13 protein-coding genes are annotated in these 16,314 nt (G+C 48.7%); 12 read left to right on the top strand and 1 reads right to left on the bottom strand.

Annotation, left to right across the window (positions count from 1 at the left end; all coding sequences use genetic code 11):
* Positions 1–154: 154 nt before the first annotated feature.
* Positions 155–1,438 (bottom strand): nucleotidyltransferase family protein, encoded by a 1,284-nt coding sequence (locus tag DWY89_RS01760; RefSeq protein WP_118524302.1) that lies wholly within the window; start codon positions 1,436–1,438, stop codon positions 155–157.
* A 298-nt stretch (positions 1,439–1,736) separates the two neighbouring features.
* Between DWY89_RS01760 and pta the strand changes: the two genes are divergently transcribed.
* From pta to smc, 12 genes are all read left to right on the top strand, one after another.
* Positions 1,737–2,732 (top strand): phosphate acetyltransferase, encoded by a 996-nt coding sequence (pta, locus tag DWY89_RS01755; protein ID WP_022360441.1) that lies wholly within the window; start codon positions 1,737–1,739, stop codon positions 2,730–2,732.
* 233 nt (positions 2,733–2,965) lie between these two features.
* Complete coding sequence (locus tag DWY89_RS01750; protein ID WP_022360442.1) at positions 2,966–4,156, top strand: acetate kinase; 1,191 nt, start codon at positions 2,966–2,968, stop codon at positions 4,154–4,156.
* Between the two features lie 98 nt (positions 4,157–4,254).
* Entirely contained in the window at positions 4,255–4,773 is a 519-nt protein-coding gene (locus DWY89_RS01745) for a DUF177 domain-containing protein (RefSeq protein WP_022360443.1), read from the top strand.
* A 2-nt stretch (positions 4,774–4,775) separates the two neighbouring features.
* Positions 4,776–4,958, top strand: coding sequence for a 50S ribosomal protein L32 (gene rpmF / locus DWY89_RS01740; RefSeq protein ID WP_003499726.1), 183 nt, complete (start codon positions 4,776–4,778; stop codon positions 4,956–4,958).
* 786 nt (positions 4,959–5,744) lie between these two features.
* Entirely contained in the window at positions 5,745–6,746 is a 1,002-nt protein-coding gene (locus tag DWY89_RS01735) for a hypothetical protein (RefSeq protein ID WP_118524102.1), read from the top strand.
* A gap of 409 nt (positions 6,747–7,155) precedes the next feature.
* Positions 7,156–8,508: an SLC13 family permease gene (locus tag DWY89_RS01730; protein ID WP_118524103.1), complete on the top strand. Its 1,353-nt coding sequence runs from the start codon at positions 7,156–7,158 to the stop codon at positions 8,506–8,508.
* 12 nt (positions 8,509–8,520) lie between these two features.
* Complete coding sequence (locus DWY89_RS01725; RefSeq protein ID WP_106999766.1) at positions 8,521–9,135, top strand: cytidylate kinase-like family protein; 615 nt, start codon at positions 8,521–8,523, stop codon at positions 9,133–9,135.
* A gap of 326 nt (positions 9,136–9,461) precedes the next feature.
* Entirely contained in the window at positions 9,462–10,328 is an 867-nt protein-coding gene (locus tag DWY89_RS01720) for a patatin family protein (RefSeq protein ID WP_106999767.1), read from the top strand.
* Between the two features lie 176 nt (positions 10,329–10,504).
* Positions 10,505–11,494 carry a phosphate acyltransferase PlsX gene (gene plsX, locus DWY89_RS01715; protein ID WP_106999768.1) on the top strand — a complete coding sequence of 330 codons (990 nt, stop codon included), beginning with the start codon at positions 10,505–10,507 and terminating at the stop codon, positions 11,492–11,494.
* Between the two features lie 101 nt (positions 11,495–11,595).
* Positions 11,596–11,826, top strand: coding sequence for an acyl carrier protein (acpP, locus tag DWY89_RS01710; protein WP_022360452.1), 231 nt, complete (start codon positions 11,596–11,598; stop codon positions 11,824–11,826).
* A gap of 185 nt (positions 11,827–12,011) precedes the next feature.
* Positions 12,012–12,704, top strand: a complete 693-nt coding sequence (gene rnc / locus DWY89_RS01705) for a ribonuclease III (RefSeq protein ID WP_107000387.1) — start codon at positions 12,012–12,014, stop codon at positions 12,702–12,704.
* A gap of 2 nt (positions 12,705–12,706) precedes the next feature.
* Positions 12,707–16,288 carry a chromosome segregation protein SMC gene (gene smc, locus DWY89_RS01700; protein ID WP_118524104.1) on the top strand — a complete coding sequence of 1,194 codons (3,582 nt, stop codon included), beginning with the start codon at positions 12,707–12,709 and terminating at the stop codon, positions 16,286–16,288.
* The last annotated feature ends 26 nt before the right edge of the window (positions 16,289–16,314 follow it).

Below are 16,314 nucleotides of genomic sequence, written 5' to 3'. Positions count from 1 at the left end.
GTAATAGCAAATTTGTCTCAGTGGGAGGTGGGTCTCCGACTGAGATAAACGCTCCGCGGGGATGCGCAGTGATTCTGTATGGAATATGTCAGCTTCGCTGACCAGAATCACGCGCCAAGTCTCACGGACGTTCGACTTGAAAACTGGTTCATTTTTATACAAAAACCAGTCCTTCTGTATATTCATTTTGAAATACGCCGCTGCGCTTCATCCGCACCGTCTGGTATAAATGCGAGGCGTACACCTCTTGATCCAGCAGCGCGAGCGCCGACGGGGAGAGGTTCTGGGCGGCATCTGCCATTTTAGTGATGAGGGGGATGCTGCTTTTTTTATGCAGACAGGAGAGCAGAGGGCTGCTCTGCCTGCGAAAACCGAGAATCCGTGCATAGAGTGCATAGCCCTCGTCCTTCCACCGGGAAATATCTTCCTCGCGCATACCGAGTACCAGATGCAGAAGCGCACGGCTGACACGCGTGTAGGTAAGCTGGCGCGTCTTTAATGCCTGAATCCGTTCTTCAAAAGAGAGAGGAAAGTAAGGTGGTTTTGCAAGGCGGGCGGCAAGCTCCGGGGAGAGATCTGCGATAGAAAATGTCGCCTGCAGCTGTAAAACAGCAGCATTCAAAAGCTCTGAAAAATCATCCACAAAAACTGGAACCGCACCTGTATATGCGGGATGTGTTACGGCTGGCAAGTGAGATGCCAGAATATCGAGCAAATCTTTGTCTTTTGAAAGTGAGTTTCGAATTATCCCGCGAATTGCCGAAGCCGATGGAAAGTTAGCATCTGCCAGTGTATCTTCATGATACCCGCTTCCCTCCCGCGAAATCGTATAAAATTCCATCGGGCTGTGCAGATCTTCCGCCGCCCGCAGATATTCAATCCCAAGGATATTATTAGGGGAGTTTAAAATGGAAGACCATATATGAGAGTTCGACACATCTGTATTTGTGTGAAAATCTTCCACATTTTCAACTCTTGTCCCGCCCGCCTGTGTTTCTCCCAGAGCCTTCGCCCGTGCCTGCGGATAAGTCAGTCCCGCCTTCAACCCTTTCCGCAGCCGTTCCTGAAATTCCGCCGATTCATGATTCAGCGCATAAGCAGCCTGCTTAAGGATTTCAATCTGCCCGCATTCACTGCCGAACACAACGGCATCCACACCGATCGCCGACAGAAGCGCGACTCCATAGGCGGCAAATTCATGCGCCGAGGCGGTAGAAAAAGCGACCGGCATCTCAAGTACCAGGTCGGCACCGGCGAGAAGAGCGGCTTTTGTACGACGGTACTTATCAAAGATGGCGGGTTCGCCGCGCTGGACGAAGCTGCCGCTCATCAGGACGACACAGTAGTCCGCGCCGGTCAGTTCCCTTGCCTGCTGCATATGATACAGATGTCCGGCATGGAACGGGTTATATTCGGTAATTAAACCAACGATTTTCATAAATTTCAATCCTGTTTTTTGCATTTTTGCGAGGAATTTTGTAGCAGCCTATTTATAATAGAAATAAAAATAAAAGACTGTTGCTGTTGCGGCAGAAAAATCTGTAAAAAATAGCAGCCATTTTCTGCTTCATTTACATTATATAGTGGAAGTGCGGGAGCGTAAAGGAAAAATTATAGTGCATCTTGTTAAAAATTTAATTAATCAAAAATTTGAAAATCGCTCTTGTATACAATAAACAACTGGTATATAATGTTAGCAGTAATAGACACACACTTATGAAAGGGGTTTTATAACCATGGCATTTATTGACAAGATTAAGGAAAGAGCAAAAGCAGACAAGAAAACCATCGTTCTTCCAGAGTCAATGGACAAGAGAACATACGAGGCAGCTGAGAAAATTCTGAAAGAGGGTATCGCAAATCTGATCATCATCGGTACTCCGGAAGAGATTGAGAAAAACGGCAAAGGCTTCGACATTTCCGGTGCCACCATCGTTGACCCGTACAATGATCCGAATAAGCAGAAATACATCGACAAGTTCGTTGAATTAAGAGGCAAAAAAGGTGTTACTCCGGAAGTCGCAAAAGAGCAGATGGAGAAAGACTATATGTACTATGCTTGCCTGATGTGCAAGTGCGGCGATGCTGACGGCGCTGTATCTGGTGCATGCCATTCTACCGGCAACACCATTCGTCCGGCTCTGCAGCTTCTGAAGACCAAACCGGGTATCAGCTCTGTATCTGGCTTCTTCCTGATGGAAGTTCCGGATTGCGAGTTCGGTGAGAACGGTCTGTTCGTATTCGCTGACTGTGCAGTAAACACTGACTTCGATTCCAACAAGCTGGCTGAGATCGCTGGTCTGTCCGCAGAGAGCTTCAAGATGCTGGTTGGCGCAGAGCCGAAGGTAGCTATGCTGTCCTATTCTTCTATGGGTTCCGCTAAACATGATGATGTTACCAAGGTAGCAGATGCAGTTAAGATCGCTCATGAGAAGTTCCCGGAACTGAAACTGGATGGCGAGCTTCAGCTTGATGCAGCACTGGTTCCGTCTGTAGGCGAGGCTAAGGCACCGGGCAGCTCCGTAGCTGGACATGCTAACACCTTAGTATTCCCGTCCCTGGAAGCAGGCAACATTGGTTACAAACTGGTTCAGAGACTTGCAAAAGCTGGCGCTTATGGTCCGGTTCTTCAGGGTCTGTCCATGCCGGTAAACGATCTGTCCAGAGGATGCTTCGCAGACGATATCGTAGGCGTAGTAGCTATCACAGCTGTACAGGCTCAGCAGGCATAATTAATATTAATTGGAATCAAATGGATGGAGAACTGGCACCGCGTCAGAGAATCTTAAATCCGTTTAATTAAGAATTAAAAGTGATAATTACAGTTCAGCCCGGTATTCATACATAATCCTGCAGTTCACAACAGGGCAGTGCAGACGTTTTTGCAGATGCTTCCGTGTGAACCGCATATAGAGAGAATACCTGCGGCTGAATTGTGATGTTATAAAGAAAGGAATCTATTACCATGAATATTTTAGTTATTAACTGCGGAAGTTCTTCCTTAAAGTATCAGTTAATCAACTCTGAGACAGAGGGCGTTCTGGCTAAGGGTCTTTGCGAGAGAATCGGCATCGACGGTATGCTGACTTACCAGCCGGAGGGCGGTGAAAAAGAGAAATCTGAGATCGCTATGCCGACCCATACAGAGGCTATCAACGCAGTTCTGGCAGCCCTGACTAACGAGAAGAGCGGCGTTATTAAGAGCCTGTCTGAGGTAGGTGCAGTTGGACATCGTGTCGTACACGGCGGCGAGAAATTTACTTCTTCCTGCTTAATCAACGACGAGTCCATGAAAGCGATCGAAGAGTGCAACGATCTGGCACCGCTTCACAACCCGGCAAACCTGATCGGTATCCGTGCCTGCCAGGAACTTATGCCAGGCGTACCGATGGTAGCTGTATTTGATACCGCTTTTCATCAGACCATGCCGGATGTTGCTTACACCTACGGTATTCCGTATGAATACTATGAGAAATACAAAGTTAGACGTTACGGCTTCCACGGTACTTCCCACAGCTACGTATCTAAGAGAACCGCTGAGATCGTTGGAAAACCGTATGATCAGATGAAGATCATCGTTTGCCACCTGGGTAACGGTGCCAGCATCTCCGCTGTAAACTGCGGCAAATCCGTAGACACCAGCATGGGTCTGACCCCACTGGAAGGTCTGGTTATGGGTACACGTTCTGGTGACCTCGATCCGGCTATCATTGATTTCGTAGGTAAAAAAGAAGGTCTGTCCCTGGATGAGATGAACGAAGTCCTGAATAAGAAATCCGGTATGCTCGGTATCTCCGGCGTATCCAGCGATGGTCGTGATCTGGAAGCAGCAGCTGAGACTGGCAACAAGAGAGCACAGCTGGCCCTGGACGTATTCGATTACCGCGTAATCAAATATATCGGTGCATACGCAGCAGCTATGAACGGTGTAGATGCAATCGCATTTACCGCTGGTATCGGCGAGAACAACATCAAGATGAGAAAAGATGTTTGCAGCAGCCTGACCTACTTAGGCGTTAAACTGGATGAGGAGAAGAACAACGTAAGAGGTGAGGAGAGAATCATCTCTGCTGACGACTCCAAGGTTCAGGTTCTCCTGGTTCCGACCAACGAAGAGCTGGCTATCGCCCGCGAGACTCTTGCACTGGTAAAATAATTAAATATGAATTAAAATTTGCAAAAATATGTAAAATTAATCATTGACAAACGCGCTCGACCTTTGTATAATATCAAAGTGCGTATTAGGAGATTAGTATGCTGATTCATTTATCGGAACTTTTTAACTGCGAGGGTAGAAAGAAAGTCTATACAGTCGAGACTGCGCTGGACTCTGTTGATTTTGACGGAGAGACGTTTCAGATTGAGAAGGCTGAGCCTTTTGAACTGGAACTGACGGCTAAGACACGGCATAAGTATACGATGAGTGGTCATGCGACGCTGACGGTGGGAGGTCACTGTGCGCGTTGTCTGGAGCCAGTATCTTTCGACTGCGAACTGGATTTTGGACGAGAGTTTGAGGTGCAGGACGGTCAGGAGGAGAGTTTAGATGATGAACCCTTTATGAAGGGGTACAATCTGGATGTAGACCAGTTGGTTTGCAACGAACTGCTACTGAGCTTGCCTATGAAAGTCCTGTGCAGAGAAGACTGCAAGGGGATTTGCAATAGATGTGGTACAAATCTTAATCTTCGGACTTGTACCTGTGACACTAGGTCGCTCGATCCAAGGATGTCGGTTATCCAGGAGATATTCAATGAATTTAAGGAGGTGTAACCATGTCTATCTGTCCTAAGAACAAATCTTCCAAAGCAAGAAGAGACAGCCGCAGAGCTAACTGGAAAATGAGTGCTCCGAACTTAGTAAAGTGCAGCAAGTGCGGTGCTCTGATGATGCCTCACAGAGTGTGCAAAGCTTGCGGAAGCTACAACAAGAAAGAAATCGTTAAAGTAGAAGACTAAGCTACAAGTATTGAAAAATAAGGGGTTAAGCGATTTTTGCTTAACCCATTTTTCGCATTTTAGCCCATTTTTAGCCCATTTCAAGAGGGTGTTTAACAGGTGTTTTTGGGTAGATTTTAGCAACTATAACTTATGGCTTATAAAATGTGGTCAAAAACAGGAGAGATTATTAATTTGCAACAATCTCTCCATTTTTTATATTTCGTGAATATTATCAAATCTGTGATTTTTATTAGTAAAAATGTAAAAAATGGGGATAGAAGAGCATTAAGCTCAACTATCCCTATAAGAATGTTATTTAACAAAGTATTTTATGTACTGTTATTTGTTATTTAACTTTTACTAGCGAAAGTCATATATGTGCCTCCTGTAAATGAAAATATATTTCTAATTACAGGGGCCGCTCTCGCTACTTCTGAAAAAGATCAATAGCGAGAGCGGTCGCATATTTTGACATTTTTGTCAAGTATCAATTTAAAAATATGTTAGACTCCTATAGGGGATTTAACGCTAAAGCTTAACTTACTGACATTGGTTCATGGGTAGGCACTTTTGGAACCGAAAGTGCCGTAAGAAAACGTGGTGGCAGCAGGAATTTGCCGTATTTAAATGCGAAGCCACGGCAAATTCAGTTACTGGACACGTATGCGTGTACAGTAACTGAGATACTATGTAGATGGCGGTGTTGTATGCAAAAAGGTGTACAATGCCGCTATTTTTTGTTAATATAGAGAAGAAAAAAAGAGGGATAATGTTTTATAAATATCACGTTAGGAGGTTTTACATATGAAAAAGGGAAAATATTTACTTTTGACCGTCACAGCCGCCGCGCTTCTGGCGGCGATCCCATTTCAGGCATTTGCGTCGAAGGATACGGAGGACCGCAGCCCGGTTGGCTCGATCGGCTTAAATGTTTCGTCCTCGATCCATGTCGGTGATGAGAGTTCAGATGTGGATGTTTCGCTCGATTTCGGTGATTGCGATATTTCCAATGTTGATGTGATCAACGAGCCGTCCGGTAAATGGGTGGACAAGGATAAGCCAAAGCTGGAGGTTACTCTGGAGGCGGACGATGATTATTATTTTAAATCCGGTTATGCGAAAAAGAATGTAACCCTGAGCGGTGACAGTGCGACGGTTACTTCCATCAAGCGCAAGGGCGATGAGGAGCTCCGGGTCGTGATCACCCTGAAAGCTTTAAAAGGAACCTCCAGTGATTACAGCCTGGATGTAGATGAGGCAGAGTGGGATCAGATGGATGGCGTTGCAGAGTGGAACAGCAGTGAGGATGCGAAATACTATGAGCTGCGCGTTTACCGGGATGAGAAATTTTTAAGTACGGTAAAACCGGGAAAAGAAACGAAATACAATCTTGGACGTTATCTTACGCAGGCGGGAACCTACACGTTTGATGTGCGCGCGGTTTACAGCGATTCACGGCACGGCGAATGGCAGACATCGGATTCCTTCACAATCACGGCGGAGCAGGCGCAGGAAATTCAGAAGACGCTTGTCTTCAAGGAAGCAGGCAGCGGTCCAGCAGCCGGTGCGTGGGAACAGGATGCACTTGGCTATAAGTACCGCAATTCCGATGGAAGCTATGTGACCAATAACTGGCAGCAGATCGGCGGTGTGTGGTATTTCTTCGATGAAAATGCATATTGCAAGACGAATACCTGGGTGTTCTGGAATGGAAAATGGTATTATCTGGATGTAAACGGCGCGATGTTAGTTAATACGACGACGCCGGACGGCAAGCAGGTCGGGGAAGATGGGGCGCTTCTGTAAAATTTTTAAGAAACAATTTTGATGAAAATCCGTCAGGGAAGATGAAGACAGAATTGTAAAATAGATGTGAGAAGAGGCAGATTGCACGGAATATGCGGTCTGTCTCTTTTGCATTTAAAAACAGAGAAAAATTAAGAGAATATTTGCAAACAGAACGATGGGCAGAATGAAAACACATACATGAAAAGAGTGCTGAAAGATAAGGTGACAGTTATTTCTGATGGAATGAAAAAAATAACAAAAAGTATACTTGCATATTGTGAAATAAGTAGTAAGATAGAGGTGGTATCTCATGACTGCCTATTTTTTAACAATCTAGGGGAAGGGGCGGTCTGAGAAGAGACTGCAAGGGGTTCTAAGCCAGTATGGAGGATGGCAGAAAAAGGACTGACAAAGGAGGGGCACAAAGATGGCAGCACAAATTTTGGCTGTGATTATTTTTATTGTAATGTTTGGACTTATCATCTGGGATCACATTGAGAGGCATATCGTATCGCTCGGATGCGGGCTTCTGACGCTGGTGCTGGTGTTTGGCGTCTGTATGCACAGTGAGGCGGCAGCGGCGGAGACGCTGAGCCTGCACAGCTTCATGGTTCCGAACTTCTGGTTTCAGACCGAGGCGGCGGCAGAGTCCTCGAGCGGCATCAACTGGGCGACGATTCTTTTTATTGCCGGTATGATGCTGATGGTGGAGGGCATGGAGCGCGCGGGATTTTTCCGGTGGCTGTGCCTGACAATCGCCAAGGCGGTACATTATAAGACGATCCCGATTTTTATTTCATTTATGCTGATGTCGGCGTTTCTGGCGATGTTTATCGACAGTATTACCGTTATTCTTTTTTTGGCAGCGGTCACGGTAGAGCTGGCGCATCTTCTGCATTTTGATCCGATTCCGATGATCATTTCAGAGATCTTCTGTTCGAATCTGGGCGGCTCTGCGACGATGTGCGGCGATCCGCCGAATATCATCACCGGAACCTCGCTCGGATATTCATTTAAAGATTTTATTTTAAATACAGGTATGATGGCGGGTGTTTCGCTGATTTTTGTCGTACTGTTTTTCTATTTTTCCTTTAGGAAAGAATTAAAGGCGAGTGAAAAGCATGACGAAGCGGTTACATATCCATCCCCACAGGAGGCGATCACGGATCGGAAACGGTTTGCGGTCAGCGTGGTGATCTTTGCGGCGGCGATCGTAATGCTGGTGACGCATGCACAGACGGGACTGACAGTTGCGACGATTGGCGTATTTATCGGTGCTTTTTCGCTGCTGGCATCCGGCGGTGAGGCGCTCAGCATGATTAAGAAGCTTGACTATAAGACGCTGCTATTCTTCATTGGTCTTTTTGTCGTGGTCGGCGGCATGGAGCAGACGGGCGTCCTAAATTCTTTAGCAGGGATCATTGACGCAGTCAGTGGAAATAATGTAAAATGGGTAGTAGCGATTGTGCTGTGGCTGTCGGCGCTTGCGAGTGCATTTGTGGACAATATCCCATTTGCGGCGACGATGATCCCGGTTATCCGGAGTCTGGCGCAGGCAGGCGGCATGGATCTCTCGGTTCTGGCGTGGGCGCTTTCGATGGGTACGGATATTGGCGGCTGCGGAACTCCGATCGGAGCCTCGGCAAACGTAGTTGGTATCTCAGTGGCAGCGAAAAACGGACATTTTATCGGCTGGGGGAAATATTGCCGGTATGCAGCTCCGGCGACGGTGCTGGTAATCCTGATTTCCATGGTTTGTATATATGTGAGATACTTTTAAGGGGGCTTTTATATGGAGGAGAGGAAAAACAGAGTGATCATCTCGGTCAGCAGACAGTTTGGCAGCGGCGGACACAAGATAGCGGAAGCGCTGGCAGAGCATTTTGAACTTCCGATTTATGATCATAGGATGCTGGACAGTATTGCCAAGGAAAAGGGTGTGGATCCGCGTGTGCTGGAAAAATACGACGAGAAGCCGCTAAACCGTTTTCTGGCGCGCAATGTCAGCGGATTTTCAAGCTCTCTGGAGAACAATCTGGCGCAGATGCAGTTCAGTTACCTGAAAGACAAGGCCGATTCAGGGAAATCGTTTGTGGTAGTTGGACGGTGTGCGGAGACGGTTTTAAAGGAATATGACGGACTGATCACGATCTTTGTGCTGGGCGATGAGGAAACACGGGTGAAGAGAATCGAGCAGCTGCACGGACTTTCAGAGGACGAGGCGAAACGTCTGGTAAAGACGAAGGACTGGAGGCGGAAATCCTACCACAACTGTTACAGCCGCGGACGCTGGGGAGATTCCAGAAATTATGACCTTTCGATCAACAGCAGCCGGCTGGGAATTGAGGGAACGACGAAGATGCTGGAGGAGTATGTGCAGGCGCGGATGGACGCGATGCAGAAATAAAATAATAGAGATATCGAAGGAAAAGAGAAAGGGGAACGTGTGCATAGGCGGCGCACGTCCCCCTTTCCCTTTTTCTGCCGAGGTGTTATACTGTTACTGTTTCCGGGTGGGCACTTTTGGAACCGAAAGTGCCGTAAGAAAACGTGGTGCCAGCAGGAATTTGCCGTATTTAAATGCGAAGCCACGGCAAATTCCGTTACTGGGCACGTATGCGTGAACAGTAACGTTATACTAAAAAATATGGAATTAGATAGAAAAATCGTATTTGCTATCTGTTTGATCTTGTTTTATAGTATATAAGATATTTAATAGGAGTTTGATGATATATGACAGAGTTAAAAAAAGAAAAAAAGACCGGTCTCGTTCTGGAGGGCGGCGGGATGCGCGGTATTTACACAGCGGGCGTCCTGGATGTGTTTTTGGATCATGATATTTCATTTGACGGCGTGATCGGCGTCTCGGCGGGGGCAGTGCATGGGGCTTCGTTTGTGTCGGGGCAGAAGGAGCGGAGCATCCGCTATTATAAAAAATACTGCAATGACAAGCGTTTTATGAGCTTTAAAAACTGGCTGCGGACGGGAAATCTGGTGGATGAGCAGTTCTGCTTCCATGATATACCGGAACGGCTGGATCCGTATGATTACGAGGCATTTGACCGGGGAAATACACGGTTTTATGTTGCATGCAGCAATGTGGAGACAGGGAAAGCAGAGTATCTGGAGATCAAAGATATGTTCAAAGATGTCGAATATTTCCGTGCGACGGCATCCCTTCCGTATGTGTCCCATATGGTCGAGGTTGGTGGAATGAAGCTTTTGGACGGCGGCTGCACGGACAGCATTCCGTTGCGTGCCTTCGCTAAGATGGGGTATAAAAAATGCGTCGTTGTGCTGACCCGTCCGGCGGGCTACCGCAAGAAACCGGGCAATTTCTGGCTGCCGGAGGCGGCATATCACAAATATCCGGCGTTCGTGAGGGCGCTTCGCAGCCGCTATTATTTCTATAATAAGACGGTGGAATGGATCGATCGCCTCGAACAAGAGGGGAAAATTTTTGTTATCCGTCCGAGCGTGGCGCTTCCAATCGGCAGAACCGAACATAGTGTTGAAAAATTGCAGGAGACGTATGATATCGGCAGGAAGGATGCTGCCAATCAGATGCATGCAATGGAAAATTGGTTCAAATCTTATTGATTTATAGATTGATCTCTAGTATAGTAAAGATTGATGTAATGTGGCTGTGGACAATAAAAAGCGGGACAGCTGCAGCGTGACGATGAAAGAGCGATTCGTTCGGACCACATATGCCGCAGTGGCGGAAGACAGGTTTGGTATGTGTATCGTTATAAATGATAGAAGGAGAACACGCAATGGTTAAGATAGCAGTAGATGCCATGGGGGGCGACAACGCACCGGGTGAGATCGTGGCAGGTGCCGTGATGGCAGCCCAGTCGAGGGAAGATATTCAGATTTTCCTGATCGGCAAGGAAGAAGTCGTATCAGAAGAATTAAAAAAGCATACATATAAGAAAGAACAGATCGAGGTTGTCAATGCGACTGAGGTCATCGAGACGGAGGAACCGCCGGTCAATGCGATCCGCACGAAGAAAGATTCGTCCATCGTGGTCGGCATGAATATGGTCCGCAGGGGTGAGGCGGATGCATTCTGTTCCGCGGGCAGCTCCGGCGCGATTCTGGTCGGCGGACAGGTGATCGTCGGCAGAATCAAGGGCGTTGAACGTCCGCCACTGGCTCCATTGATTCCGACAGAAAAGGGCGTGTCCCTGCTGATCGACTGCGGCGCCAATGTCGATGCAAGACCGTCCCATCTGGTACAGTTTGCAAAGATGGGATCCATCTACATGGAACACGTGGTTGGAATCAAGAATCCGCGTGTGGCGATCGTCAACATCGGTGCGGAGGAAGAGAAGGGCAATGCTCTGGTGAAAGAGACATTCCCGCTCTTAAAAGAATGTAAGGACATCAATTTCATCGGCAGCATCGAGGCACGCGAGATTCCGCACGGCGGCGCGGATGTCATCGTTTCCGAGGCATTTGTCGGAAATGTCATCCTGAAACTCTATGAAGGTGTCGGTGCAACCCTGATTTCCATGGTAAAACAGGGCATGATGACGAGCCTGCGCTCAAAGATCGGCGCATTGCTTGTAAAACCGGCGTTAAAGACGACGCTCAAAGCATTCGATGCGAGCCAGTACGGCGGCGCACCGCTTCTGGGATTGAAGGGGCTGGTTGTCAAGACGCACGGAAATTCCAAGCGCATCGAGGTGTGCAATTCGATTCTTCAGTGTGTGACCTTTAAAGAGCAGGCGATTAATGAAAAGATCAAGGAAAGTCTGTGAAACTTTCGTGAAATTATAAAATGTAGCGAAAAAACGATATGTTTTTAATCAATCTAGAATTCTAAATATTTTAAAATAAGTTCATAGAAAGGAAGAAAATTATGGAATTTGAAAAATTACAGAACATTATCGCGGAGGTACTGAATGTAGAAGCGGATGAAATTACGTTAAATACGACGTTTGTGGATGATCTGGGCGCTGATTCTCTGGATATTTTTCAGATTATCATGGGAATCGAGGAGGAGTTTGATATCGAAATTCCGACTGAGGAGGCAGAAAAGATTGTATCTGTGGGCGATGCAGTAGAGCAGATCAAGAACGCACTGAACTAATTCAATGTTTGTTAAAAAGTTATAGAGAAGTCTGTCAGGCAAAGGGGCTGGGCGGGCTGCCGAAGGGCAGGATCGCGACAGCTCCTTTCCAAAAAGAACGGATGTTTGACTCTGGCTCACAGACACAAATAGCAATGATTGCCGGAATCAGTCAGCAGCAGGACAGGCTGGAAAGAGAGAAATATATGGAGTATACATTAAATAAATTGGAAAAACGGATTGGCTATTCGTTTCAGGACAAGAAGCTTCTGGAACACGCGATGATACACAGTTCGTATGCCAATGAGCACCATCTTGGAAAACTGGGATGCAACGAGCGTCTTGAATTTTTAGGCGACGCGGTGCTGGAAGTGGTATCGAGTGATTTTCTGTTCCGCACGTTTCCGGAGATGCCGGAGGGCGATATGACAAAGACACGTGCGAGTCTGGTCTGCGAGCCGACGCTTGCATTCTGCGCACAGGAGATCGATCTGGGTGGATTTTTGCTGCTTGGAAAAGGCGAGGATGCGACCGGCGGACGGGGGCGCGATTCGGTGGTGTCGGATGCGATGGAGGCACTGATCGGTGCGATTTATCTGGACGGTGGTTTTGCTAATGCAAAAGAGTTTATTCATCGATTTATTCTCAACGATATGGAACACAAAAAGCTCTTTTATGATAGCAAGACTATCTTGCAGGAGATTGTGCAGGGACACACAGACGAGACACTTACATACGTTCTTCTGAAAGAAGAAGGACCGGATCACAACAAGAGCTTCGAAGTGTCCGCGATGCTGGACGGTCAGGAGATCGGCCGTGGCATCGGACGGACGAAAAAATCAGCGGAACAGCGTGCGGCGTACCGTGGGATCCTCACTATCAGAAAACCGCAGGAGTAGGTATGTATTTAAAGAGTATTGAAATACAGGGTTTTAAGTCATTTGCCAATAAAATTCTGTTTGAGTTCCACAACGGAATCACGGGCATCGTCGGACCGAACGGCAGCGGCAAGAGCAATGTCGCCGATGCAGTGCGCTGGGTGCTCGGTGAGCAGAGAAGCAGGCAGCTGCGCGGCGGCACGATGCAGGACGTTATTTTTGCTGGTACGGAGCTTCGAAAACCGCAGGGATTTGCCTACGTGGCGATCACACTGGATAATGCCGATCACAAACTTCCGATTGAGTACGACGAAGTCACGGTTTCAAGACGTCTTTACCGTTCTGGTGAGAGTGAATATAAGATTAATGGAACGAGCTGCCGTCTAAAAGATATCAACGAGCTCTTTTATGATACGGGTATCGGTAAAGAGGGATATTCCATCATCGGACAGGGACAGATTGATCAGATTTTAAGCGGGCGACCGGAGGAACGGCGCGAGCTGTTTGACGAGGCGGCTGGAATCGTGAAATTCAAGCGGCGCAAGGCGATCGCACAGAAGAAGCTGGAAGATGAAAAGCAGAACCTGATCCGCGTGACGGATATTTTGTCCGAGCTGGAAAAACAGGTAGGACCACTGGAACGGCAGTCGGAGGAGGCGAAGGAGTATCTGCGTCTGCGGGAAGAGTTGCGCTGTCTGGACGCCAACCTGTTTTTGGCAGAATCGGAGGAATTGAAGCGCCAGATCCGGGAAGTGGAGCAGAAGGAGATGATTCTGACCGGCGATCAGGAGAGTGTGCGGGCGGAATCGGAGACACTGAAATCGGAGTACGAATTGCTCGGAACCGAGCTGGATGCGCTGGATGCGGCGATTGCCGCGGATCGTGAGGCGTGCAGCCGGGAAGATCTGGAACGCCAGGAGAAGACCGGACGGATCGGGGTTCTCAGAGAGCAGATCCGGACGGAGCAGATGAACGAAGAACATATCCGCAGCCGGATGGCGTCGATCGACGGCGAAATGCATCAGAAAGAGGAAGAACAGGCGGAATATGAGTCTGAAAAACAGGCACTAAATGCATCGGTGCAGATGATCGAGGCAAAACAGCAGGAAGCGGAGGCAGCAGTCCGTTCGATGGACGAGGCGGTCAGCCGGACGGAAACTTTGATCGAGACAGCAAAAACCGAGATCATGGACGCTCTGAACCAGAAAGCGGAACTTGCCGCCCGCCGTCAGCGCTATGAGACGATGCTGGAGCAGGCGGATGTGCGCCGGGCGGAAGTGACGCAGAAGCTTTTGAAATTCAAGAGCGATGAGTCGGTTCAGGAAGAGCAGAAAAAAGAAGAAGAAGCCAAATTAGGGAAGGTGCGGGAATGTCTGGAAGCGTTTTCGGCGCAGGAAAAAGAGCTGCAGGAGCAGACGCGCACGGAGGAAGAACAGGAACGCCGCCTGAACCAGAAACTTTCGAGCCTTCAGCAGGATTACCACACGAACCGGACAAAGCTGGAATCGATGCGGAATCTGGCGGAGCGCTACGAGGGCTACGGCGGCAGTATCCGCCGCGTGATGGAAGTCAGGAACTGCGTTCCGGGTATTCATGGCGTTGTGGCGGATTTGATCAGCACGACGAAGAAATATGAGACGGCGATCGAGACGGCACTTGGCGGCAGCATCCAGAACATTGTGACGGATTCCGAGGAGACGGCGAAACGCCTGATTGAACATCTGAAAAAGAACCGGTATGGCCGTGCAACGTTTCTGCCGCTGACCAGCATGGAACGCCGCCAGAGTTTTGGACAGCCGGGGGCGCTGAAAGAAATGGGTGTTCTTGGACTGGCAAGCGAACTGGTCTCTGCGGATGAGAAATACAGCGGGCTGGTGTCCTATCTGCTGGGACGCGTGGTCGTGGTGGATCAGATCGATCATGCGATTGCGCTGGCAAAGAAATACCGGTATTCTCTCCGGATCGTGACGCTGGACGGCGAGCTTTTAAGCCCTGGCGGTTCGATGACCGGTGGTGCATTCAAGAACAGCAGCAATCTGCTGGGACGCCGCCGTGAGATCGAAGAACTGGAAGCTGCCTGCAAAAAGGCATTGGAACAGGTGGAAGCGGTACAGAGGGAGCTGGCAGAGACGGGGCGCAGGCTGACGGAAGCGAAGAGAACATTGGCATCCATCCAGGAGAGGCGCCAGCAGATGCAGATCCAGCAGAATACGTTGGAACTGACGATCTGCCAGTTAGAGGCGAGACGGCAGGAGATTGCAGATTCCTCTCAGGACCTGTCTTCGGAAAATCAGGAACTCGAACTGCAGGTCGGCAATCTGCGCGGAGCGCTGCGGGAGCTGGAGACCGAAGAGACGAAGCTTGAGACGCTAAGCAGTGAGAAGAACCAGTATGTGGAAGAGCAGCAGACAGGTCTTGAGACGGCGAAAAGGCAGCGTGGGGAAGCGGCGGCAGCCCTTTCGGAGATACAGCTTGGGCATTTCCAGGCGGAGCAGAAGGGCGCGTTTATCGAGGAAAATCTGCGCCGCGTATTGCAGGAGCAGGAACGTCTCAGGGTAGAGAAAGAGAAGCTTTCCGGCGGTCACGCGGACAGCAGCGAGACGATCGCTGCCAGAGAGCGCGAGATTGCAGCGCTGGAAGCCGAGATACAGGCATCTGGGGACAAGCGGACACAGATGGAACTGGCAATCCAGAACAAGCAGCGTGAGAAGGAAGAAAAGTCGGGGCGGCAGAAAACTTTCTTTGATAAAAAGGAAGAGCTGAATGAACGTTTCCAGCTTTTGGAACGCGAGAACTTCCGTCTCCAGAACCAGAGAGAACGCCTGAATGAGCGCCTGGAGTCGCAGGTCGATTATATGTGGAGTGAGTATGAGCTCACGTATTCGCGTGCGGAAGAGCTGCGGAAGGAAGCGTTGACCTCGATTCCGGAAATGAAGCGGTCGATCAATGAGAAGAAGATGGAGATCCGCGCTCTTGGGAATGTCAATGTCAACGCCATCGAGGACTACAAGGAGATATCCGGCCGCTACGAGTTTATGAAAAACCAGCATGAAGATCTGGTAGCGGCACAGGCGGCGCTTGAAAAAATTATCGAGGAGCTGGATGAAGGAATGCGGCGTCAGTTCCGGGAAAAATTTGGCGAGATTCGCCGCGAATTTGATAAAGTATTTAAGGAATTATTCGGAGGCGGAACAGGTACGCTGGAGCTGTCGCAGGAGGAAGATATCCTGGAGGCAGGCATCCAGATCATTTCACAGCCGCCGGGCAAAAAGCTACAGAATATGATGCAGCTCTCCGGTGGGGAGAAAGCATTGACGGCGATCGCGCTGCTTTTTGCAATTCAGAACTTAAAACCGTCGCCATTCTGCCTGCTTGATGAGATCGAGGCGGCACTCGACGATTCCAACGTAGACCGGTTTGCCGGGTACCTGCATAAGCTGACATGCTACACGCAGTTTATCGTCATCACCCACCGAAGAGGCACGATGGTGTCGGCAGACCGCCTGTACGGTATCACGATGCAGGAAAAAGGAGTGTCCACGCTGGTATCGGTCAGCCTGATTGAGGCGCAGATGGAGCGGGAAGAGAAAAAAGCAGAAGTATAATTGCAAAAAAGAGAGCAGAAATAGAA

The sequence above is a fragment of the Clostridium sp. AF27-5AA genome (assembly GCF_003478415.1).
Lineage (GTDB): Bacteria > Bacillota > Clostridia > Lachnospirales > Lachnospiraceae > Otoolea > Otoolea fessa.
The sequence above is the reverse complement of the archived record's forward strand: the minus strand, read 5'-3'. Positions and strand labels throughout refer to the sequence as shown.

What these genes read in the sequence shown, in the direction of transcription:
- DWY89_RS01760 (WP_118524302.1), bottom strand. Translation starts at nt 1,438, where the DNA reads ATGAAAATCGTTGGTTTAATTACCGAATATAACCCGTTCCATGCCGGA.
- pta (WP_022360441.1), top strand. Translation starts at nt 1,737, where the DNA reads ATGGCATTTATTGACAAGATTAAGGAAAGAGCAAAAGCAGACAAGAAA.
- DWY89_RS01750 (WP_022360442.1), top strand. Translation starts at nt 2,966, where the DNA reads ATGAATATTTTAGTTATTAACTGCGGAAGTTCTTCCTTAAAGTATCAG.
- DWY89_RS01745 (WP_022360443.1), top strand. Translation starts at nt 4,255, where the DNA reads ATGCTGATTCATTTATCGGAACTTTTTAACTGCGAGGGTAGAAAGAAA.
- rpmF (WP_003499726.1), top strand. Translation starts at nt 4,776, where the DNA reads ATGTCTATCTGTCCTAAGAACAAATCTTCCAAAGCAAGAAGAGACAGC.
- DWY89_RS01735 (WP_118524102.1), top strand. Translation starts at nt 5,745, where the DNA reads ATGAAAAAGGGAAAATATTTACTTTTGACCGTCACAGCCGCCGCGCTT.
- DWY89_RS01730 (WP_118524103.1), top strand. Translation starts at nt 7,156, where the DNA reads ATGGCAGCACAAATTTTGGCTGTGATTATTTTTATTGTAATGTTTGGA.
- DWY89_RS01725 (WP_106999766.1), top strand. Translation starts at nt 8,521, where the DNA reads ATGGAGGAGAGGAAAAACAGAGTGATCATCTCGGTCAGCAGACAGTTT.
- DWY89_RS01720 (WP_106999767.1), top strand. Translation starts at nt 9,462, where the DNA reads ATGACAGAGTTAAAAAAAGAAAAAAAGACCGGTCTCGTTCTGGAGGGC.
- plsX (WP_106999768.1), top strand. Translation starts at nt 10,505, where the DNA reads ATGGTTAAGATAGCAGTAGATGCCATGGGGGGCGACAACGCACCGGGT.
- acpP (WP_022360452.1), top strand. Translation starts at nt 11,596, where the DNA reads ATGGAATTTGAAAAATTACAGAACATTATCGCGGAGGTACTGAATGTA.
- rnc (WP_107000387.1), top strand. Translation starts at nt 12,012, where the DNA reads ATGGAGTATACATTAAATAAATTGGAAAAACGGATTGGCTATTCGTTT.
- smc (WP_118524104.1), top strand. Translation starts at nt 12,707, where the DNA reads ATGTATTTAAAGAGTATTGAAATACAGGGTTTTAAGTCATTTGCCAAT.